Source organism: Salidesulfovibrio brasiliensis JCM 12178 (genome assembly GCF_001311825.1).
GTDB lineage: Bacteria > Desulfobacterota > Desulfovibrionia > Desulfovibrionales > Desulfovibrionaceae > Pseudodesulfovibrio > Pseudodesulfovibrio brasiliensis.
The window spans coordinates 1-22599 of sequence record NZ_BBCB01000011.1 but is presented as its reverse complement, the minus strand read 5'-3'; the positions used below and the strand labels follow the sequence as shown (position 1 = coordinate 22599).

Below are 22599 nucleotides of genomic sequence, written 5' to 3'. Positions count from 1 at the left end.
CATACTTCAGTTCGGGGGCTCTGGATGGCTAGTAATGTTCGTAAAGATAAAATGCCAAGTTATTATATTGGGATAGGGGCTTCTGCCGGTGGGCTTGAGGCGCTGGATACGTTCTTTACCCACATGCCGCCCGACAGCGGGCTCGCATTCGTGGTCGTGCAGCATCTCTCCCCGGACCACAAGAGTCTGATGGTGGAGCTTCTCTCCAAGCGCACGAGCATGACTGTCAAACGCGCCGAAGAGGGAATGCCTGTCGAGGCGAACACCGTCTATCTGATTCCGCCGAAAAAGGAATTGAAGATATTTCACGGCAAGCTGCTACTCAATGACTTCGAGCAGCACCACATGCCGAATCTGCCCATTGATACCTTTCTGCGCTCTCTTGCCGACGATCAGGCCGAGCGAAGCGTCGGGATCATCCTGTCCGGCACGGGCAGCGACGGTGTCCGTGGTATCCGCGCCATCAAGGAGGCGGGGGGCATGGTGCTGGTGCAGACCGAGGACTCCGCGCGTTTTGACGGCATGCCCAAGGCGGCCATCAACACCGGGCTTGTGGACATAGCTCTGGCTCCCGAGGATATGCCCGCCAAACTCATGTCCTTCATCAATCACACCCTGACCGATGACCGCAGGGGCAAGCGGGACGTGGTCCCGGACGAAGACAGCATTGCCAGAATTTTCTCCATGCTCCGGGACCAGAACAAGGTGGACTTCACCTATTACAAGCCGAGCACGGTCATGCGTCGCATCCAGCGCAGGCTGACGGTGAACCAGCTGCCCAATCTTCAGGAATATGTCGAATATCTCAAGACCTATCCGGGCGAGCTTTCCACACTCTATCGTGAGCTGCTCATCGGTGTGACGAGTTTTTTCCGCGACAAGGATGTCTACGAAGCACTGCAGGAGAATTGGTTGCCCGATCTGGTGAACAGGGCTGAAAGTTCCGACCTGCGCTTCTGGGTTGCGGGATGCTCGACCGGCGAGGAAGCCTACTCGCTTGCCATACTCGTGCAGGAGGTGCTTCGCAGCGCGGAAAAACCGGTGAACGTCAAGATTTTCGCCACGGACATCGACCGCGACGCGATCCTGACCGCGGGTAACGGCGTCTATCCTGAGAGCATTGCCGCCGACCTTCCTTCAGGGCTGCTGAGCAAGTATTTCGTCCGGCGCGACGGGCATTATCAGGTGGACCGGGCCACGCGGGAGATGGTCATCTTTGCCCAGCACAATCTCATCAAGGACCCCCCGTTCACCAACATCGATTTCATCAGTTGCCGCAACCTGCTCATCTACCTTCAGCCCGTGTTGCAGGAGAAGGTTATCGAGCACTTCGCCTTTTCCCTCAAGCCCGGCGGCGTGTTGGTGCTGGGAACCAGTGAAACCATGGGTGAAGCGGGCAGCGATTTCGAGACGCTCAACCACAAGTGCAAGATTTTCCGTTCGCGGCACAAAGGGCGTCCGACGTCCTTTTCCTCGCTTCAATCCCTTGGAGCCCCGCAGATTGCCGCGCATGCCGGAGAGTTCAGGCCGAACGGCCGTTCGGGTGCGGCCATGCGGGCCGAGGAGCGGATTCAGGAGAAGCTGCTCCAGAAGATGGCAGCGGAGTTCTCGGCGCTGGCCGCAGTGGTCAACGAGGAGTTGGAGCTTGTGCATCTCGCAGGCGAGGCGGAGGGGTATTTCCGGCCACCGGCGGGCAAGCAGGTCAACGACATTACCAAAATGGCCATGCGCGAACTCTCGATTCCGTTGGCCACAAGCCTGCAGCGCGTGTTTTCTTCAGGCGAGCCGGTCAAGTACAGCAATATCAGGCTCGACCTGCACGGCAGGCAGAAGGTCATTGAGCTGAGCATCCATCCGCTGAGCAGTTCGCCGGGGCAGCTCGACCTTGCTGCGATCTTCATCAATGACCAGAAAACGGATGAAGAGTGCGACGACTGTGAAGTCGTGCGGTTCGACATCAATGAAGAGGCAGATCAGAGGATCAAGGATCTGGAGCAGGAGCTTCAGTTCAAGAGCGAGAATCTGCAGGCCACCGTCGAGGAGCTGGAGACCTCCAACGAAGAGCTTCAGGCTACCAACGAGGAGTTGCTCGCCAGCAACGAGGAACTGCAGAGCACCAACGAGGAGCTGCAGTCCGTCAACGAGGAGCTGCACACGGTCAACGCCGAGTACCAGAGCAAGATTCTGGAGCTCACCGAGATGACCAACGACCTCGACAACCTCATGGCCGCAACGCATATCGCAACGCTTTTCGTGGACGACAATCTGGAAATCCGCAAGTTTACCCCCGAGGCAAAGCGCATATTCAGGCTGGTAAAAAACGACATCGGCAGGCCGTTTACGCATATTTCCCATGCGCTTCAGGCTGATCCCTACAGCATCGCCGAAAAGGTCCTTTCCTCTGGTGAGAGCTGGCAGGATGAAGTCCGAACAACGGAAGGCGATTGGTTCTACATGCGGGTGCTGCCCTACCGGATCGACAGTTCCGAATCCTCGGGGCTGGTGATGACGCTGGTGGACATCTCCCGGCTCAAGCAGGCCGAGGGGGCGCTCTCCAAGAGCAAGGCGAGGATGGAGAGCATCTACGAGGCCGCCCCGGTGGGACTGGGCCTTGTGGAGGGGCGCACTTTCGTGGAAGTCAGCTCCACAACCTGCTCCATGCTCGGGCGCAGCGGGAGGAGCTCTCCGGTAGGGAAACAAGCACCATGTATGCCTCGAAAGACGAGTTCGACCGCGTCGGCGAGGAGCGTTCCCTGCAGACGAAGAAGGACGGCTCTGCCATGATGGAGACCAAACTGGTGCGAAAGGACGGAACCGAGTTCCCGGCGATCATCAGCTTTGCGCCCGTTAACCCCAACGAGCCTGACGGTCCGCAGGCGTTTGCCGTGCTGGATGTCGAGGTCCGCAAGCGCCGCGAAAACGAACTGCGCCGCATGACGGAACTGCTCAATGCCACCCAGAGGCTGACCCGCGTGGGCGGCTGGGAATGGGACACGGAAAATCAGAGCATGTTCTGGACCGAGGAGACCTATCGCATCCATGGCATCAAGCCCGAGGATGTGGTGGAAGGCTCGCCGGAGCATATCCAGAAAAGCCTCAGTTGCTACCCGGAGGAAGCGGTTCCGGTCATTACGGAAGCGTTTCGCCGTTGTGCGGAAGAGGGGGAACCATACGATCTTGAATTTGCGTTCACCAGCGTTGATGGGCGGTCCACACGCATCAGAACCACGGCTGAAGCCATCCGCAAGGAAGGGAAGGTTGTCAAGGTCATCGGGAATATCATGGATATCGGGTCAGGGACGAAAAGTGATGGACAGGCAGACGGAGAGGATTGATGAAGGCTGAGAAGCAGTTTCAGAAGCTTCGGGAAAAGGCGGAAGCACTCTTGGACGAGAAGGGTGCGCAGCGCGACGACATCCTTCGCAAGGACTTCGAGGAGATTGTCCACGAGCTGCAGATTCAGCAGGCCGAGCTTGAGATTCAGAACGAAGAGTTGCGGCGTACGCAGGAGGACCTGACCAACGCCAGGAATCGCTATGCGCGGCTCTATCATCATGCCCCGGTGGGATACGCCCTGCTGGACGCGGACGGAGTCATCCGGGACGTCAACAAGACCTTTTGCCAGGCCCTCAATCTGTCACCGTCGGATGTGCTCAGTCGCGGGCTGACCTCTTTCATCCACCCTGACGACAGGCACGCCTTTCTCAGCCGCTACAAGAGTTTTTTCAACCGGCCCGATGAGCGGGGCTTCGAGCTTCGGATTCAGCCGCCTCAGGGGTGGCACAGGTTTTACAGGGTCGAGGGGGCTCGGCTGGAGGGCGTGGACTATGAAAAGTCGTTCCCGGACTGCCCCATGCCGCTGCTCGTCTCCTTTTCCGACATCACCGCCCGCGTTGAGGCGCAGCGCAAGTCTGACGAGGCCACTCAGGAACTGCGGGAACTGACGAATACCTTCGTCACCATGCTGGAGCGCACTACCGACTTCCTGTACTTCAAGGACGCAAAGCATCGCTTTACGGCGGTGAGCCAGTCCATGGCCGACCTCGTGGGGCATGAAAACTGGCGCGACATGATCGGCAGGACCGATCACGACGTCTTTCCCAAGGAACTGGCTGACACATACTTTAACGAGGAGAAGCCTGTCATCGAGGAGGGCAGGCCCGTCATGGCCCTGATCGAACCCTACCGTCGCCTTGATGGGACGGATGGCTGGGTCAGCAGCAACAAGTGGCCCGTTTTCGACGAACACGGCGTTGTGGTTGGCCTTTACGGCATTTCGCGCGATGTAACCGAGATGGTCCGTATCGAGCAGGAGCTCAAGCACAAGGTCATCGAGTTCGAGACCATCTTCGACAGCAGCGCGCTGGCCACGGCCTACCTCAAGTCAGGGCGCATGTTCCACCGCGTCAACAAGCGCTTCGAGCGCATGTTCGGGTATACGCAGGATGAGCTTGTCGGCCGCCATGTTTCCATCCTTCACGTAAGCCAAGAAGATGCCGATTATTTCGGCCGCAATCATTATGACGAACTGAAGAAGGGCGGCGTGCAGCAGTTGGAATACCGCCTCAAGACCAAGGACGGCCGCGCCATCTGGTGCAATCTGTCCGGGCGTGCGGTCAACCCGTCGGATCTGAATCACGGAGTCATCTGGGTCATAGACGACATAAGCGGCCGCAAGGAACTGGAGCAACTGAAGGCGGATGTGGACCGCATCATGATCCACGACCTTCGCAGCCCGCTTTCCGGAATCATCGGCCTGCCGCAGGCCATGCAGGTCGACTCGAACCTGACCGACGAGCAGAAGCAGCTTCTGCGGACCATCGAGCAGGCCGGATACCGGATGCTCATGCAGATAAACCTTTCGCTGGACCTCTACAAGATGGAGACCGGCAAATACATCTACAAGCCGAAGCCGATCAACATATGCCACGCTCTTGATTGGGTGGGGCAGGAGCTTGCCACACTGGCGCATGCCAGGGGGGTCAGGATCAAGACAACGATCGGCGGCAAGGACATCGCCGAGGTGGATCAGTACATGGTCACGGCAGACGAGCTGCTGATAAACACGCTGCTGACCAATCTTGTCAGCAATGCCGTCGAGGCATCCCCGTTCGGCAGCACCGTGGACATCATGCTCAACCCCGGCGAAACACACCACCGGCTGTCCATCCACAATCTCGGCGAGGTTCCCGAAGAAGTGCGGGATCACTTCTTCAGCAAGTATACCACGCACGGCAAGGACAAGGGGACCGGGCTCGGGACCTACAGCGCCAAGCTCATGACAGAAGCCATGGGCGGGCGTATCAGCATGGTCACCGGGGAGAACAGCGGCACGACCGTGACGCTGATACTCCCGGAGACCGGCGGAAAGTCCCGTAGCTAGGGAAGTTCCAGTAATATGTCCTTGAAGGGGGCGGGCTTGCCCAGAAGGTAGCCCTGAACCTGATCGCATCCGCGCTTTTTCAGGAACTCGAGCTGTTCGTCCGTCTCGACGCCTTCCGCCACAACCTCCAGCCGGAAGTTCTTGGCCATGTCGATGATCGTGGAGACGATCATGCGGCTGTTGGCGTCCTTTTCGATGTCCTGAATGAAGGACATGTCGATCTTGAGGACGTCGATGGGGAACTCCTTGAGGTAGGCAAGCGAGGAGTATCCGGTCCCGAAGTCGTCAATGGCCAGACGGAACCCCATGTCCGAGAGCGCCTTGAGCCGTGAAACGCTGGCGTGGACATCGGTCATGGCGTTGGTCTCGGTGATTTCGAGCTCGAGCGAGTGCGGCGCCATTCCGGTTTCCTTGGTGATGCGCTTCAGGGTTTCGTTGAGTTCCTTGTGGCTGAACTGGAGCGGCGAAAGGTTGACCGAGACAATACGGTCCGGGAGATTCAGCTTGCGGAAATCCTCACAGGCCTGACGGACCACCCATTCGCCGATGGGTATTATCAGCCCGGTCTCTTCAGCCAGCGGGATGAACTCGCCGGGGCTGACTATCTGTCCCTCGTTTTCCCAACGGATGAGAGCTTCCCAGCCGATGATCTTCATGGACTTGATGCATATTCTTGGCTGGTAGAACAGCTTGAATTCCTGCTCCTGCAGCGCCGTCCTGAGCTTCTTCTCCAGTTCCATGCGCCTGACCATGCGGTCGTTCATGTCCTTGGTGAAGAACTGTACCGTGTTCTCGCCCAGCTTTTTTGCCCGGTCCATTGCAAGCTCGGCCTGTCCAAGCAGCGTTTCATAGTGTTCGCTGTCGTCCGGAGCCATGCTGATGCCTATGCGCGTGGACAGGTCCAGCTTGTGGCCGAGGAACTGGATGGGCGTACTGATGAGCTGCTGAATCTGCTCCGTGAGCTTGACGATTTCCTGATCGTCTTTCGGATCTGTCATCATCATCGCGAACATGTCGCCGTCAAGGCGCGCCACGGCGTCGCCCGATCCGGTGAGTGCGCGCAGCCGCCGTGCGATCTCCTGCAGGATGGCGTCACCGGCGAGGTATCCGTAGGTGTCGTTGATGTGCTTGAAGTTGTTGAGGTTCAGGCACAGCAGTGCAACCCGCGCTCCCGAACGGTCCGCGGTGCTGAGTCCTGTGCGCAGTCTGTCGAGGAAAAGACTGCGGTTTGGCAGCGAGGTCAGGGCGTCATAGCTGGCCTGATACTCGATGCGCTCGTCCTTTTCCTTGGCTTCGGTCAGGTCATGGAAGATGGCGGCGTAATTCACCACCGTGCCTTCTTCATCGTAAAACGCAAATATTTTGAGCCATTCAGGGTACGCGTCGCCGCTTTTGCGGCGGTTCCATATCTCCCCGGACCAGCGGCCGTGGGTCTTGATTTTCTCCCACATGCCTCTGTAGAAATCCTCGTCATGCTTGTTGGACTTCAGGATGCGCGGGTTGCGGCCGTACACCTCGTCAGCCGTGTATCCGGTAATGGCCGAGAACGCCGGGTTGATCTTGATGATATTGCAGTCGGCATCAGTGATGGTGATGCCCTGTATGGAGTTGTTGAATATCTCTTCGAGGAGTTCCAACTCCATCTGAACCGACTGGCGATGGCTGATCTCCTTACGCAGCTTGTCTGCCGTGTTCTGAAGCTCTGCCGTACGGCTTTTGACCCGGTTTTCAAGTTCCCCGTGAGCCGTTTCGAGGGCGGAGACCATCTGTGCGAGCTGTTCCTTGTGCTTGCGTTCCCGCCGCTGCATGTCGCGCATGCGCAGCAGGGAGTCCATGCGGACGGTGAGCTCGGTCTTGTCCACCGGTTTGGAGATGAAGTCGTTGGCACCGGCTTCCACGCCAGCCAGTTTTTCCTCACGCCCCTTGAGGGTGGTGATGAGAATGACCGGCAGGTCGTGGTATTTTTCGTCTTCCCTGATGCGACGGGTGAGTTCGAAGCCGCTCATGCCGGGCATGAGCACGTCCAGCAGTACCATGTCGATACTGTCGTCGAGCTTGTCGATAGCCTCTTCGCCCGAGCCGGCAGAGATCGGTTCAAACCCCATCTGTTCGACGAGGCCCCCGGTCAGCCGCCGCGTCAGTTCCTCATCGTCCACGACGAGGATGCGACGCGGCGGCGTTGCCGAATCATGAGGGGGCATGGTTCGCTGGGTGGTTGTCCTGTTCATGCTATGCAGCCTTGCTTCCGTTGCCGGAGCTCTGAAGTTCCATGATGAGCGAGTTCAGCTCTGCGGTCATGCTGGTCAGTTCGTTGACCGAGCGAGAGGAATCGACCATCCCTTCGGCCGTCTCGCCCACGACGACGTTGACGTCTTCAAGGGCCGCGTTAATCTGCTCCGAAGCAGCGGACTGCTCCTCGGATGCCGTGGCAATGCCTTCGACCTGCGAGGCGCTGTCTCCAGCAAGATTCACGATGGCGCTCAGGGTTTCACCGGAACGCGAGGCCAGTTCGGTGGCACGGTTGACCATCTCCGTGGCAGACTCCACGCTCTTGAGGTTCACCGTTGCCGAAGTCTGAATGGAGCTGATGCTTTCGCCGACTTCCTTGGTGGCACCCATGGTCTTTTCCGCGAGCTTGCGAACTTCGTCCGCGACCACGGCGAACCCGCGTCCTGCGTCGCCTGCACGGGCGGCCTCAATGGCGGCGTTCAGGGCAAGCAGGTTGGTCTGGTCCGCAATGTCGGTGATGACGTCCATGACCTTGCCGATGGCGTCGGTCTCGCGCTCCAAGCCGCGCATGTTTTCCCGCAGGCCTTCCGTGGTGGTCAGCACTTCGGCGATGGCGGCCACGGCCTGACCGACGATGTCGGCACCGCGCTCGGCTTCTGCCTTGGCGTCGTTGGAGCTGGTGGACGCGCTGCTTGCGTTTCTGGCCACTTCGAGAACGGTTGCGTTCATCTGTTCCATGGCAGTGGCGGTTTCGCCCACGCGGTCACGCTGCACGCCTGCGCCCTTGGATACCTGATCGACCTGCGCGGCAAGCTGTTCCGAGGCAACGGAGAGTCGCTGGGAGATGCCTTCGGCAGAGTTGGCAATCTTGACCATGCGCCGTTCGGCCTGACGGATTTCAGTCAGGTCCGTGACCAGTTCGATGGCGCCGACGATCTTGCCCGACTTGTCCTTGATGGGACGGGCGGCGTAGGAGATGTCCAGCGTGCCGACTTCGGGGCGTGCGATGGTCTGCGATTCCTGATTCTGCGACGTCTGGATGGACCGGTGACAGGCGCAGTTCTTGGTGTTGCAGTCCTCGGTGCGGAAGTGGTCGAAGCACTTGGTGCCGATGAGCGCCTTGCTGTCGATGTTGCCTGCCGCAGCTCCTGCCTTGTTCATGAACAGGACGTTGAAGTCTGTATCAATGGTCATGACCGGCGATGGGATGTTGTCCAGATAGTCGGTGTAGACAACGGCGAGCCTGTTGATCTCGTTCATGATTTCCGCGTATTCGCCCATGAAGCCTTCCCCGCTTCCGCGGTAGGTGAGGTTGCCTCGCTGCACTTCTGCGGCCATGGTTTCAATCTCGTCTTCAAGCCGGGCGCAGTTGTCTCGCACCTTGGAAAGCGCCGATGCCACGCCGCCGACTTCGTCACGTCGGTCGAGTCCGGTGAGATCGATGCGGAAGTTGCCTTCTGCGATGGCCTCGGCCTCCTCGCTCAGGCTGTTGATGGGCCGGGCGATGCTGATGGTGATGATTCCCCCGAGAAGGAGGGCGGCGAGTACGCCACCGATGGAGGCGTACAGTGTCGTGGACATGGTGGAGCCATGAAGAGCGTCAAAGCGCTCGTCTTCAGTAACCATTGCTGCGTTGAGCTTTTCGAGCATCGCGTCGAGATGTTCCATGGTGCTGCGCCGTGCTTCCGCCGCCTCAAGACCGATGGCACTGAGCGCCTGAAGGCTGGCCACTCCGCTCTGAAGGGTCGGGACCACCTTTTTGTCGAACACGTCCATGTAATCGGTATATGCAGCCTCAAACTGCTGGGCGCCACGCTTGTCAGCGTCACCAGCTATCACGTAAACGCGCTCGATGTCCTTTTGGGCCTGTTCACGGAATTCGCTGAACTCCTCAGTGCCCGCTTCCACATCCTGCGAGAGCAGGGTGTCGCCTATGATGGAGTAAAGGTGCTCGGCACGGGAGTCGACAATGCCGAGGAAAACCGCGTCTTCTGCGGTGTGCGCGCCGACGTGCTGCGCTTCGCCGAGCGTCTGTAGCGAATTGTATGTGTAGTAGGACAGACCACCGAAAATCAGCAGTACAAGTCCGAACCCGATGCCAAGCTTGATACCGATTTTGAGGTTGGAAAAGAACATTTGCGTATCCCCTTGTAGGTTTTTTCTGAGAACATCTCTACAGGAGGGGGTAACAAGATGTGTACCAACAACAGACGTTTGAACACAAAAAATAAAATGAGCTTTATCAGTTGGTTGCGAAGGGGCGATTGAGCAGGGCCGGTGTCCTGCGTGTTGGGGTCCTTTCCTGCAAGACCCGAGTCCTTTTGGGTAGGACCCGGTCTTGCGAAAGAGGACGAAAAAGCGGATCAGCTCAAGACGATTCCGTGCTTTTTCAGCAGAGCGTACATCCTGCTTTTGGAGAGGCCGGAGATGCGCCGCGCTTCTGCGGGGTCGCCCCCTGCGGCCTGCTTGAGGCGGATGAGGTACTCCCGTTCGATGCGAAGGGTTTGTTCCTCTTTGAAATCCTTGAACTCCCGGAGAGGAGCGGGATCGGCTTCAGGTGTCTGTCGGGACGCGGGAGCCGGGGATGTCTCGCTCTCGTGCGATGGCGTCATTCTGGCTCCGGTGACGCTGGCCCGGATTTCCACCGGAAGGTGTTCCGGCAGCAGTTCCGGGGAGCTGCCCGCTCTGGCAACGGAGTGCTCCACGGCGTGCGCCAGTTCCCGCACGTTGCCCGGCCATTCGTAGCGGCGCAGCATGTCGATGTATTCCTGAGAAATGGTCCAGCCGCCTTCGCTGTCGCCGCGGGAAAGACGCTGCACGAAATGACGGGCCAGTTCGAGGATGTCGCCGTTGCGTTCGGCCAGCCTGGGCAGGTCGATGACGAATCCCCGGATTCTGTACAGCAGGTCTTCGCGGAAGCGGCCTTCTTCGACTTCTTTATTCAGGTTGCGGTTGGTGGCGGCGATGAGCCGGAAGTCGCTTTTTTGTTCCGTGTCGCCGCCCACAGGACGGAACCGTTTTTCTTGCAGAACACGCAAGAGAACCCGTTGGGTGTCGAGCGGCATTTCACCGATTTCGTCCAGAAAGAGGCTGCCGCCGTCCGCTCGTGCCACAAGGCCCTGACGCATGGCGTCCGCGCCGGTAAACGCTCCGCGCCGGTGGCCGAAGAGGGTGCTCTCCGCAAGGTTGGCCGGGAGCGAGGCGCAGTCCACGATGACGAACGAGCCCTTGGCTTTTGCGCTGTTGTCGTGAATGGCACGGGCAAAGAGTTCCTTGCCGGTCCCGGTCTGCCCGGTGATGAGGGTCGCAGTTCGCTTGCCGCGGCCTTGCCGAGCTGGTTGAAGCATTCAAGAAATCTCGGGCTGGAGCCGATGATGCCCCGTCGCTCCAGCTTATAGGTTTCGGCGGCCTGTTTGGCCTTGTTCTTGAAGCGAAGGGCGCGCTCCACAGAGGTCTGCAGCTGCGGCAGGGAAAGCGGTTTTTGCACATAGTCCCATGCACCAGCACGAATGGCGAGCTCCGCGCTTTCGGAATCGCCCACCGCAGTCACGATGATGACAACCATGTCCGGAACGCTGTCCATGAGGCCGGAGAGCGCCTCCAGCCCGTTGCCGTCCGGCAGCTTCACGTCCAGAAAGAGCAGGTCCGGCCTTTCGGTCTCAACGCGCCGGGTGCCTTCGCCCAGCGACATGGAAGAACTGCCAGCATGCCCCATCTGCTCCGCCATGCGTTCCAGCGTGCGGCAGGTCATTTCGTCGTCGTCAATGATGTGAAGTCTGGCCATTGTCGCTCAGTGGTTCGTTTTGAGAGAGTTGTTCCATCTCTTTTTCCAGCATGTCGCGGATGAAGAGAGTGCTTGACCGGACGCCGGGCAGGATGTCCCGGGCTTCGGACCATTCCTCGAGTATCAGGTGGTCGTGCAGCCTCGCGATGCGTTCCTCCAGCCTGCCTGCGCCGATGGTCGCGGCGTTTCCCTTGAGAGAGTGCGCCGCACGTACCGCCCCTTCCGTATCCATTTCCTCAAGGTACTCCTCGATTTCATCCAGCCGTTGCGGTGCAGTGCGGATGAATATCCTATACAGGTCATGAAGCAGCGACAGATCACCGCCCAGATGGACCATTACGCTTGGCGTATCAAGCCTGCCGGCGTCTTCCAGTGTTGCGGGCAGCCTGCTTGCAACCCGTTCCAGCGCCGCCGCAAGTTCGCGCATGGATACCGGTTTGGTCAGATAGTCATCCATGCCCGCTTCCTTGCACTCTTCCTTGGTTCCGGACTGGGCATGGGCGGTCATGGCGATGATGCTTGTCGAGGATGCCTCTTCCCCGGCTTCGCCGCCGCGAATGTGTCTTGTGGCGTCGATCCCGTTCATCACCGGCATTTCCACATCCATGAGCACCGCGTCGTAGTGCTGCCGACGCAGGGCTTCCAGCGCTTCGCGTCCATTGTTGACCACGGTCAGATCATGGCCGATTCTGTCGAGAAAAGCCTTTATTACCTGTTTATTGTCTTCATTGTCATCCGCCAGAAGCACGGAAAGCCGTTTGGTCGGTTCGGGAAGACTGCTGATGGCCGGGGGGGCGATGCTGCTTTCAAATCCGGCGGGCATCTCCCCGACTTCAAAGAGGATGTCAAAGGTAAAGCTGCTGCCCGCTCCGGGCGTGCTGTCTATCAGCATCTCGCCGCCCATCTTCTGTATGATCTCCACCGAGATGGCGAGTCCGAGGCCGAGCCCGCCATGGGTCCTTGATAGGGAGTCGTCCCCCTGTGAAAATCTGTCGAGGATGCTGTCACGGATCTCTTCGGGGATGCCCGATCCGGTATCGGTCACGTTGAAACGGACTCTGCATGCGACACTGTTTCCTTCACATGGCTCAACGGGTGAAACCGAGACTGTGATGCTTCCTTCCTGCGTGAAGCGGATGGCATTGTTGACGAGGTTGATGAGAACCTGCCGGAGCCTGTCCGCATCCCCCACGAGGCACTCGGGGATGGACTTCTCGTAGGTAAGGGACAGGGAAAGGCCTGCCTCGTCTGCCTGCCCGCGCATGCTGTCCACCACGCCTTTGACAAGTTTTTTCGGGAGGAACGGTCTGGGGGCGAGGGCGAACCGTTTTTTTTCGATGCGCGAAAGGTCGAGAATGTCGTTGATGATCGCGAGCAGCACTTCCCCGGAGTTCTTGACGCTTCGAAGATACTCGCGCTGCATGGGCGCGAGCCTGCTTTGCATGAGCACGTCGGTCATGCCGAGAATGGAGTTCATGGGTGTGCGGACTTCATGGCTGACCTTGGTAAGGAACGCGCTCTTGGCCTTGCTTGCTTCCTCAGCCTGTTCCCGGGCCTGTTTGATCTCCTCCTCGTAGCGTTTGCGCTGCAGGGCGAGGGCGAAGAGGGTGGCCAGCCTGCTGACCACGGAAAGGTGATCCCGGTCAAATCCACCGGCAGTGTTGGCAAGGGCGATCTGACCCAGAAGCCTGCCGTCGACGACAGCCGGAACGGAGAGGAAGTTGTCTATGGGGATGTGTCCTTTCGGCGTCCCGCCGGAGCGCGGGTCCGATACCGGATGGTTGGTCAGGATGGGCTCGGCCTTGTCGAGCACCCAGCCCCACAGGCCGCAGTATTTCTCGAAAATGAACGTCTTGTCCGGGACCTGGCATTCCTCCCAGATATTATGGGTCATGGTGTGGGCGGTGAGGTGCCCCGTCTCTTCATCCACTGCGCCGACAAAGCCGTAGCGGCATCCGGTCAGGCGTTTGCCGGCTTCCAGTACCTGACGGGATATTTCATTGATATCGGACGGTCCGAGCAAGGTCTTGCCGAGCTCGGAGAGCGTTTGTTCAACAAGTTGGCGCTGCTCGGTTTCCAGTTGGTTCCGTTTGCGTTCAGTCGTGTCGATGCCCACCGAAACCATGGTCTGGAGCTTGCCTTCGGCGTCGAAAATGGGGCGGTTGTACCAACTGAACCAGAGTCTTTTGCCCGATTTGGTGACGACTTCGTTCTCGTGAGGGGTGTCGTGCGTCTTTCCGGTATCACGTATGACGTCCATTATCTCGACTTCCAGATCATTGCCGTCGCTGTCGTATTTGGGGAGAATGGTGTCCGTAAGCGTGTGCCCAAGCATTTCCTTTCGGGAAAAACCGAAAACCTCTTCTGCATACCGGTTGACGAAGTGGATGACCCCGTCGGCGTCCACTTCAAAGATCACCGAGCGGGAACTGTTCATGATGTGACGGTAGCGCTCGGTGGAAAGGCGAAGGGAGTCGCGTGCCTGCAACGTGTTCAGGCACAGTTCGACCATGGCGGCCAGCGATTCGATAAGTGAGGCCTCTGCCTTGTTGAAGGGGCGTGGTTCGCCCTCCCTGCATCCTGCCCGGCGGAACACTTCGATGCTGCCGGTTTCCCCGGACTGGGTGCGGATTGGGCGAATAACGGGAACCCCCGCCGGGGAAAAATGCGTGCTCACGGCGGAGAGGTCTCCCAGACTGACCCTTGCACAAATGCAGTCCGATTTGTTCCACGCCTGTGGGGTCATGCGTGCAATAGTCTGCATGAACTGCTCCGTACTGCGGGCCCTGTGTGCCTCAATGGATACGTCGTGGAGCAAATCAAGATGCAGGAAACGCTCCTCCAGTTGATGCATCAGGTTCCGCTTTTCCTGCTTGAGCTTTCGCGTGGCGGTGATGTCCTGCAGAGTGCCGAAAATCTTGGTGACGGTATTGTCCTGCTTCGAGCTTTCCCCAATCGACCGCACCCATTTGTGGTTGCCTCTTGCGGTCACGATTTCAAGTTCGAGATCCCAGCCTTCCCCTGTTTGCAGCCCATGTTCAATGGCCTTGGAAAGCCTGTCCCGCGATTCGCCGGAGAAGAAGTTGATGGATACCCCAAGCGCAGGCGTGAACCCTTCCGGAACTTCGAGAATCCTGCGGGTTCCCTCGCTGACGTATGGCGTTCCGGTTTCGAGATCGTACTCCCAGCCGCCGATGTTGGCGATGCGCCCCGTTTCATTGAGCAGGTAGGTTGTTCTCGTCAGGTCGATCTCCACCTGCTTTCGTGTGGTGATGTCTATCTTAATGGCCGCGTAGTGCGTGATTTCGCCTTTTGGGTCGAAGAGGGGCGTGATGGAAGCGCGCTCCCAGAATAGGGATCCGTTCTTGCGTCGGTTCAGCAGGTCGCCTGTCCACGTTCTTCCTTGAGTGATCGTGCCCCACAGGTCTTCATAGACGTGAGCTTGGGTGTTTCCGGCCTTGAGAATGCGCGGATTGCTGCCAAGTGCCTCTTCGGCTGAATAGCCTGTGAGTCGTTCAAAGTACGGGTTCACATAGACGATGGTCCCGTCCACGTCAGTGATGACCACCGAGGCGGGGCTGTTCTCTATCACGGCCATGAGCCTGTCGCGATCCTGTTTGAGAGCGCGGGCATCCGAAGGTTCTTCCTCGGACCGGGAGCATGTTTCGGCGTCCGCATTGCGTGCCCGAAGCGATGCGAGCTCGGTTTCAAGCTCGTGAATTCGCTGATCGGCGGCATTGAGCCGTTCCTGAAGTTCTTTTTTTGGTCGGCATTATTCATGTTCTTTCACAAAAAACACGTCATGAAGCAATTATGTTTTTGGTTGGTTTTTATGTGTTGTCCGAAGGCGCTGGGGAAAATGGTGCAGGAAAATTGAAACAATATAAATTCGAGTTTTATTTCAAAGTGTTAATTGTTTTTAACAGGGTGGTGGAACAGTCGTTGGTTTGCTCTCATTGTCCCACACAGCCACACAGATAAAAGTGTCCGAAAAAACGGAAGGAGCGGCTCTTGAGCTCGTGCGCTGTTATTGCACTGGAATCTATGACTTTCCATGGCGAGGGGTGTGGTCTTTAGTGTCCATTTTTTCGGACAGGAGGCACGGTTTGCATGAAAAGGGCTTTCCCTGCGCTACGTTCGACCTGTCTTGTTTTAAACAAAAATAGTTCAAAAAAAGTATAATATTACTGAAGCTTATGTTCTTTGTGTCAGTTCAGTGTCGTCTTTGATTTTCTCGCTTGTGATTTTTGTGGCATGCCCTTTGCTCATTTGTGCTTCGATTGATTGATCGATCAATCGCGTCCAGAATTCCGGACTTCTTTTGTCCGGAAAGTGACTGAAACGGTCATCCGGGCGTGTCAGGGTCAATCGCGCTGCCCGCGAGCAGGGCGGCACATCGGCTGGATCGGCGGGGCTACAAGGTTCCGTCAGGTGGTTTGAGCAACAAGCTTACTTCCAAGCGAGGTTGGATCCGTTGAAAAGCAGATATACCCCATTACTGATTATACTGGCCGTTCTGGCGATCACGGCAGCGGTTGGCTACACGCTACCCACCGAGGCGCAGGATGTTCCGCCGCGAGTGATTCTGGACAACACCGGCGGCAGGGTCATCTTCACCCATCAGGCGCACACCGAAGAATACGGTTTCGACTGTGCCGACTGTCACCATGACGGCATTGGGCAGGACGAGCCTATCTCCTGCGGAAGCTGTCATCCCGCTGCCTTTGACGAGACCTTCAGGGCCGAACACCAGAAGGCCTTCCCGGACGAGGAAGCCTGCCTGCGCTGTCATTACGACGTCCCCGGCGAGGAGCTTGCCGAGGACAACAGGCCCGACACCGATTTCATCCCCACCCGGGCGGACGCCTTCCACGGGCAGTGCATGACCTGTCATGAGGAGTTCGGCGGCCCGTACGGCGACGACACCTGTTACGACTGTCACGCGGAGTAGATCGATGCTCAAGATTCATTACTCATTGGAATCCGATTCCCTGACCGGCATTGAGGACATTTCCGCGCCGAAGGAACTGAGCATTCAGGTCCGCAACCTTGTGCTCAAGACCAAGAAGGGCAAGACCGTTGCTCGCGGCGAGATGCTTGCCGAGCATCCGTCCAAGTTCGGCGGCGCATACCACGCCTCGGCCTCCGGCAAGGTCGCCAAGGTCGATTATCACCGCATGACCATCAAGTGTGATGGCGGCGAGGAGCAGGTCCAGCCGGTGGATGTTTTGTCCATGGCTCCGGGCAAGCCCATGCTGCGCGCCTTGCAGAACCTCGGCATCAACGTGGCCCCGCTCTCCAAGACCGAGATTCTGATCATCAACGGCCTGAATCCCGAGCCGGGCGTCTCCGTGGCCGAGCAGCTCCTCAAGGACGAGAAGGACACTCTGGAAACCGGCCTGAGCATCGCCAAGATGCTCTGCGGCCCCGAGCGGACCGTGCTGGCCGTGGCCGACGGCGCGAATTACACGCTGAACGGCTCCGAGATCAAAAAGGTCAAACCCAAGTACCCCAAGTCGCTTGACGCGCTGGTGGTCAAGGCGGTCACGGGCAAGGAGTTTCCATCCAACGCCAAGGTCATCAACGTCATGGACCTCTACGATCTGGGACGTGTGGCCGAGACCGGGCTGCCTGTCACCGAGACCATCATGACCATCGGCGGCAGGAACTTCCGTGTGCCCCTCGGTACGCCCATCAGCCATATTCTGGACAGCCTCGAAATGGTCGTGACCAGCGGCGACACCGTTGTGCTCGGCGGGCCTTTCAGGGTGAAGCCCTCTACAGCCTCGATGAGGGTGTGAAGAAGAGCGACTACGGCCTGTTCACCATCTCCTCGTCCACCTTCCCGGCGGTTGAGGACGCGGCCTGCATCAACTGCGGCGACTGCGTGCTCAAGTGTCCTGCCCGGATTCAGGCGAACCTCATCAGCCGGTACGCCGAGTACGAGATGTTCGAGATGGCCGAGAAGCACGGGCTGCACAGCTGCTTCGAGTGCGGGCTCTGCGCCTTCAACTGTTTCTCGCGCAGGCCGCTGCTTCAGTACATCCGTTTTGCCAAGGCGCAGCTCAAGGCGAGCCGTCAGGCCGAACAGTCCTAGCCGGGCTGCAACCACGACTTCGCATAAAGACGCAAGGGTTATCCGAAAATGACACCTCCCGTTATAAAATCCATGTCCGACATCGCCGTCAGGCTGACGGTGTCCCCGCCGCCGCACTGGCGCAGCGGGCGTACCATCCAGAAGATGATGCAGGCCCACCTGCTGGCGCTCGTTCCGGCGCTGGCCATGGGCGTCGCCATGTTCGGCGTCAAAGCCGCTTCCGTGGCGGGGCTGGCCGGTCTCGTGGCCGTGCTCACCGAGGCCGCGTGCCTGAAGCTCCAGAACCGCGACCTTGACGTGGACAACTTCACGGCCCTGTATGCAGGCATCCTCTTCGCCTTCCTGCTGCCCGCCACCGCCCCGTGGTGGCTGGTGGTCATCGGCGCGGCCCTGACCATCACCCTCGGCCGCACCGTGTTCGGCGGGTTCGGGTCCAACCCGATCTGTGCGCCGCTGGTGGCCTGGGCGGTCTGCCGCCTCTCCTGGCCCGCTGCCATGGATATCGACCTCAACCTGTCCCATTTCCTCATCAACTATCCGCCGGACCAACTCAAGCACTTCGGCGTGGAAAGCCTCTGGCAGTACGACTACCTTGAACTGTTCCTCGGCAAGCAGCTTGGCGGCCTCGGCGCATCGCAGGTCGCGGGCCTGCTCGCAGGCGGCATCTTCCTCACCGTCACCGGCTGGATTTCAGGCTTCATCGCCATGTCCTTCCTTGCCGGGGTAGCCGTCACCGCAGGCATCTTCTGGGGCATCGACCCGAACCTCTACGCCGACCCGCTGTTCCACCTGTTGACCGGCAGCACCGTGTTCGGAGCCTTCTTCCTCGCCACGGACGCCGCCTCCAGCCCGGTTGGCAAGATCCCGCAGATCCTCTTCGGCCTGATCGCCGGGGCCATGGTCATCATCATCCGGGTCTACGGCATCTACGCCGACGGTGTCCCGTTCGCCATCATGATCGCGAACCTCCTCAGCCCGCTGCTGGACCGCATTCGTCCCAAACCTTTCGGAGGCCGTTAAGCCATGCGTGAAATACTTCATATGCTTGTGGTCCTGTCGGTCATCTGCGCCAGTTCCGGCGCGCTTCTGGTGAACCTGAAGCAGGCCACGAAACCGCAGATCGAACAACAGGTCCTGACCTACGTGCAGGGTCCGGCGCTTCTTTCGGTGCTGGAAGACCGCGACAACGACCCCATCGCCGAGCGTGCCGAACTGAACGGCGTGACCGTCTTCCCGGCCATGCGCGACGGCAAGCTCGTGGGCGTGGCTGTCGAGGCCTTTGCCCCCGGCTACTCCGGCGACATCGGCGTGATGGTCGGCTTCGACGTGAACGAGGACACGCTCCTCGGCATCGGCATCACCACCCAGACCGAAACGCCGGGACTGGGCACCCGCATCATGAAACCGTCCTTCACCGGCCAGTTTGTGGGCCACGACCTTGAGGACATGGGCCTCAAGTCCGGTGACGGCGACATCGACGGCATCTCCGGCGCGACCTACTCCGCTGCCGGAACCGTGGACGCGGTCGCCAAGGCCATCAAGATTTACGAGGACATCAAGCCGAAGCTCGAAACCGTCTGGAAGGCTTCCTAGGGGGACATGAAATGAGCACCATTACCAAGGAATTCGTCAAAGGGCTCTGGGACGAGCTGCCGCCGTTTCGCGTGCTGCTCGGCCTGTGTCCCACGCTGGCAGTCACCTCCACCGCGGAGAACGGGCTGGGCATGGGCGCGGCGGTCATCTTCGTGCTGACCATGTCCAATCTGATCATTTCCACCATCCGGAAGATCATCCCGCCCAAGGTCCGCATCGCCTGCTTCATCGTCATCACCGCCTCGCTGGTGGTCACGGTTGAACTCCTGATGCAGGCCTACGCCTATCCGCTGTACCAGAAGCTCGGCATCTTCGTGCCGCTCATCGTGGTCAACTGCCTGATTCTGGGCAGGGCAGAGGCGTTCGCCTCCAAGAACGGGGTCATCCCCTCCATCGCCGACGCGCTCGGCATGGGCATCGGCTTCACGCTGTCCCTGACCTTCCTCGGCGCCATGCGCGAGATGCTCGGCAACGGGACGGTCTTCGGCACTCCGGTCATGTGGGAGTCCTTCCAGCCCGCGTCCTTCATGGTCATGGCTCCGGGCGCCTTCGTGGGCCTCGGGCTGATTCTGGCCGGGATGAACGCCTTCAACCGCTACTTGAGCCGCAAGAAGGGCGAGAAGGAACCGGTTTCCCAGAACTCCACCTGCGCTTCCTGCGGAGCGTGCAACTCCTGCGGACAATAAGGGAGAGAGACGATCATGGAATACTTCCTGCTTTTTATCTCCGCGATATTCATCAACAACATTGTCCTGGTCCAGTACCTTGGTGCGTGTCCGTTCATGGGCACCTCCAAGTCCACGGACGTGGCGCTCGGCATGGGCGGCGCGGTCATCTTCGTGACCCTGATGGCCACGGCCATCACCTGGCCGCTGCATCAGTATGTACTCATCCCTTATGGCATCGAGTACCTGCAGACCATCGCCTTCATTCTGGTCATCGCCTCGCTCGTTCAGTTCGTGGAGATGTTCCTCAAGAAGGCCGTGCCGCCGCTGTACAAGTCGCTGGGCCTCTTCCTGCCGCTGATCACCACCAACTGCGCCGTCATGGGCGTGGCCATCATGGTGCAGCGCAACGGCTACTCGTTCTTCAAGTCCATGATGTACGGACTGGCGTCCGGCATCGGCTTCCTGATCGCGCTGGTCATCATCTCCGCCATTCGCGAGCGTCTGGACATCTCCCCGGTGCCGCGCGTCTTCAAGGGCGTTCCCATCGCCCTCATCATGGCGGGCATCATGTCGCTGACCTTCTTCGCCTTCCAGGGCATGGCAGCGTAACCGAGCAAGCGAGAGAGAATACGATATGGTTACTTCTTCGATACTGGTTCTGTTTCTGCTAGGTCTCACCGCCGCAGCCGTGCTCGCAGCGGCCTCCAAGGTCCTGCACGTCAAGGAAGACCCTCGCATCGCGAAGGTGGAGGGGTGCTTCCCCGGCGCCAACTGCGGCGGGTGCGGCTACCCCGGTTGCTCCGCTGCCGCAGCCGCCATCGTCAAGGGCGACGCGGCTCCGGAAATCTGCGTGGCGGGCGGTGCCGAGATCGCCGAGAACATCGCGGCCATCATGGGCACCGAGGTCTCCTTCAAGGAACCCAAGGTGGCCCAGAACATCTGCACCGGCGGCTCCCGCGCCAACCTCCTCTTCGACTATGAAGGCGTCGAGGACTGCCGCGCCGAGGCGCTCCTCTACGGCGGCGAGAAGTCCTGCGGCATCGGCTGCATCGGCATGGGCACCTGCGTGAAGGTCTGCTCCTTCGACGCCATCCGCCTGAACGCCGACGGCCTGCCCATCGTGGACATGAACGCCTGCCGCTCCTGCGGCAAGTGCGCCGAGGTCTGCCCCACGGGCGCCATCCGCGTCTCCGGCATGACCATGGACCTCCTGCACCTCAACAAGGTGGACGACTGCCTCGCGCCCTGCATGCAGAAGTGCCCGGCGCAGATCGACGTCCGCACCTATATTCAGCAGATGAAGCAGGGCGACATGCGCGGCGCGCTCCTGACCATGAAGGAACGCAACCCGCTGCCGCTGGCCGTGGGCCGTCTTTGCCCCGCGCCGTGCGAGACCATCTGCCGTCGCAACATCGCGGACGAGGGCGTGGCCATCCACACCCTGCACCGCTTTGTGGCGGACTGGGAAATGAACTCCGGCTCCCGCGTACGCCTTGACTGCAACCCGCCTTCCGGCCACCGCGTTGCGGTTATCGGCGGCGGTCCAGCCGGTCTTTCCTGCGCCTACTTTCTGCGCCGCATCGGTCACGAGCCGGTTATCTTCGAGAAGCGCGAATCCCTCGGCGGCATGATGAAAGGCATCATCCCGGAATACCGCCTGCCCGAGAAAGTGGTGGAGTGGGAAATCCAGACCATCCTCGACCTCGGCGTGGACGTTCGCAACGGCGTTGAGTTCGGTCGTGACGTGACCCTTGAAAGCCTCGAGAAGGAAGGCTTCGAGGCTGTGTTCATGGCTACCGGCGCATGGAAGGTGCCCGGTCTCGGCATCGAGAATGACGACGCCGAAGGCGTTGTGGACGCCGTGACCTTCCTCGACGAGGTGGGCGAGTCCATCGACGCGCTCTCCGGCAAGCGGATCGTGGTCGTGGGCGATACCAACACCGCCATGGACGTGGCCCGCAGCGCAGCGCGCCTCGGCGCGGACGTCAGCGCCCTGATCTCCTGCATCCAGCGCAAGATGTCCGCCAACAAGAACGAGGTGAAGCGCGCAGCCGAGCTGGGCTCCGACCTCAAGTTCCTGACCGAGCCCGTGCGCGTCATCGCGGAAGACGGCGTGGTCAAGGGCGTCGAGTACCGCGAGCTGCAGTACGACGACCCCAAGAAGGCCACCGGCACGCCCAAGCCCGTTGAGGGCACCGAGACTGTTCTGGACGCCGACATGGTGGTCATCGCCACCAACCGTCTGGTGGACGTGGACGCGCTCAAGGATCAAAACGGCGAACCGCTTTTCGAGATGGACAAGAAAACCGGCGGCATTAAGGCCGACAAGACCACGCTGCAGACCAGCATCCCGCACGTGTTTGCAGGCGGCGAGGCGCACACCGGTCGCAATATCATCATTCAGGCCGTTGCCGACGGACGCCGTGCGGCACGCGCCATTCATCACTATGTCACCGAGGGCGAGATTCCCGAACCGAAGAATCCGCAGCTCCGCGTCATCCCGGAGTCCATCCTCAAGAACATGCAGGTCGTCTACAACATCCCGCGCATCAGGGTGCCGGAGATCTCCGTTGAAGAGCGCAGAAGCACCTTCAAGGAAGAGGTCAAGGGATTTGTCGAGTACGACGAGGCCCGCAAGGAAGGCAGCCGCTGCCTGCGCTGCGGCCTGACCTGTTACGACGCCGAGGCAGGCGCGGAATACGCCGCTGATCCGGACGTCAGCAGATTCGACGAGTCCGGCAAGGAGTAACGATCATGAGCATCAAGACAATCGACAGACGCGGCTTTCTGAAGACCCTCGGCGTCCTCGGCCTCGGCGCTGCCGTGGCCCCGGCCCCGGCGCTGG

The 22599-nt window shown here is 59.6% G+C and carries 16 protein-coding genes and 1 pseudogene; 12 read left to right on the top strand and 5 right to left on the bottom strand.

Annotated elements, in window-relative coordinates; genetic code table 11:
• Positions 1–24 precede the first annotated feature (24 nt).
• Genes JCM12178_RS05215 through JCM12178_RS05205 form a run of 3 tightly spaced genes read left to right on the top strand, consistent with a single transcriptional unit; the run spans position 25 to position 5383 of the window.
• Positions 25–2784, top strand: coding sequence for a chemotaxis protein CheB (locus JCM12178_RS05215; protein WP_083465751.1), 2760 nt, complete (start codon positions 25–27; stop codon positions 2782–2784).
• Entirely contained in the window at positions 2706–3335 is a 630-nt protein-coding gene (locus tag JCM12178_RS05210) for a PAS domain-containing protein (protein WP_054649387.1), read from the top strand. Before JCM12178_RS05215 ends, JCM12178_RS05210 begins: the two co-directional genes overlap by 79 nt.
• A complete protein-coding gene (locus JCM12178_RS05205) occupies positions 3335–5383 on the top strand; it encodes a PAS domain S-box protein (protein WP_054649385.1) in 2049 nt (682 codons plus the stop codon). Before JCM12178_RS05210 ends, JCM12178_RS05205 begins: the two co-directional genes overlap by 1 nt.
• Here the strand turns inward: JCM12178_RS05205 and JCM12178_RS05200 are convergent.
• The 5 genes and pseudogenes from JCM12178_RS05200 to JCM12178_RS05180 all read right to left on the bottom strand — a co-directional run bounded on the left by JCM12178_RS05200 (position 5380) and on the right by JCM12178_RS05180 (position 15117).
• Entirely contained in the window at positions 5380–7611 is a 2232-nt protein-coding gene (locus tag JCM12178_RS05200) for a two-component system response regulator (protein WP_054649383.1), read from the bottom strand. The genes JCM12178_RS05205 and JCM12178_RS05200 overlap by 4 nt on opposite strands.
• Position 7612: 1 nt before the next feature.
• Positions 7613–9748 (bottom strand): methyl-accepting chemotaxis protein, encoded by a 2136-nt coding sequence (locus JCM12178_RS05195; RefSeq protein ID WP_054649381.1) that lies wholly within the window; start codon positions 9746–9748, stop codon positions 7613–7615.
• 227 nt (positions 9749–9975) lie between these two features.
• A complete protein-coding gene (locus JCM12178_RS05190) occupies positions 9976–10959 on the bottom strand; it encodes a sigma 54-interacting transcriptional regulator (RefSeq protein ID WP_054649379.1) in 984 nt (327 codons plus the stop codon).
• A gap of 158 nt (positions 10960–11117) precedes the next feature.
• Positions 11118–11327, bottom strand: a pseudogene (locus tag JCM12178_RS20705) (response regulator); the annotation flags it as partial.
• Between the two features lie 46 nt (positions 11328–11373).
• Positions 11374–15117: a PAS domain-containing hybrid sensor histidine kinase/response regulator gene (locus JCM12178_RS05180; protein WP_284690203.1), complete on the bottom strand. Its 3744-nt coding sequence runs from the start codon at positions 15115–15117 to the stop codon at positions 11374–11376.
• Between the two features lie 753 nt (positions 15118–15870).
• On the opposite strand from JCM12178_RS05180, the gene JCM12178_RS05175 reads away from it, so the two are divergent.
• The 9 genes from JCM12178_RS05175 to JCM12178_RS20700 all read left to right on the top strand — a co-directional run.
• Positions 15871–16347 (top strand): cytochrome c3 family protein, encoded by a 477-nt coding sequence (locus tag JCM12178_RS05175; protein ID WP_054649373.1) that lies wholly within the window; start codon positions 15871–15873, stop codon positions 16345–16347.
• 4 nt (positions 16348–16351) lie between these two features.
• Positions 16352–17197: an electron transporter RnfC gene (locus tag JCM12178_RS05170; protein WP_245628629.1), complete on the top strand. Its 846-nt coding sequence runs from the start codon at positions 16352–16354 to the stop codon at positions 17195–17197.
• A complete protein-coding gene (locus JCM12178_RS19395; protein ID WP_245628628.1) occupies positions 17194–17493 on the top strand; it encodes a 4Fe-4S dicluster domain-containing protein in 300 nt (99 codons plus the stop codon). The genes JCM12178_RS05170 and JCM12178_RS19395 overlap by 4 nt, the downstream gene beginning before the upstream one ends.
• Before the next feature lie 48 nt (positions 17494–17541).
• The gene (locus JCM12178_RS05165; protein WP_054649371.1) at positions 17542–18513 is read left to right on the top strand and encodes an RnfABCDGE type electron transport complex subunit D; all 972 of its coding nucleotides are present in this window, start codon (positions 17542–17544) and stop codon (positions 18511–18513) included.
• Positions 18514–18516: 3 nt separating this feature from the next.
• A complete protein-coding gene (gene rnfG / locus JCM12178_RS05160; RefSeq protein WP_054649369.1) occupies positions 18517–19086 on the top strand; it encodes an RnfABCDGE type electron transport complex subunit G in 570 nt (189 codons plus the stop codon).
• 11 nt (positions 19087–19097) lie between these two features.
• Positions 19098–19772 (top strand): electron transport complex subunit RsxE, encoded by a 675-nt coding sequence (rsxE, locus tag JCM12178_RS05155; protein ID WP_054649367.1) that lies wholly within the window; start codon positions 19098–19100, stop codon positions 19770–19772.
• Positions 19773–19787: 15 nt separating this feature from the next.
• Entirely contained in the window at positions 19788–20363 is a 576-nt protein-coding gene (locus JCM12178_RS05150; RefSeq protein ID WP_054649365.1) for an electron transport complex protein RnfA, read from the top strand.
• A gap of 25 nt (positions 20364–20388) precedes the next feature.
• Complete coding sequence (locus JCM12178_RS05145; protein ID WP_054649363.1) at positions 20389–22503, top strand: FAD-dependent oxidoreductase; 2115 nt, start codon at positions 20389–20391, stop codon at positions 22501–22503.
• A gap of 5 nt (positions 22504–22508) precedes the next feature.
• On the top strand, positions 22509–22599 hold a 91-nt coding region (locus tag JCM12178_RS20700; protein ID WP_157054763.1), incomplete at its 3' end, for a twin-arginine translocation signal domain-containing protein.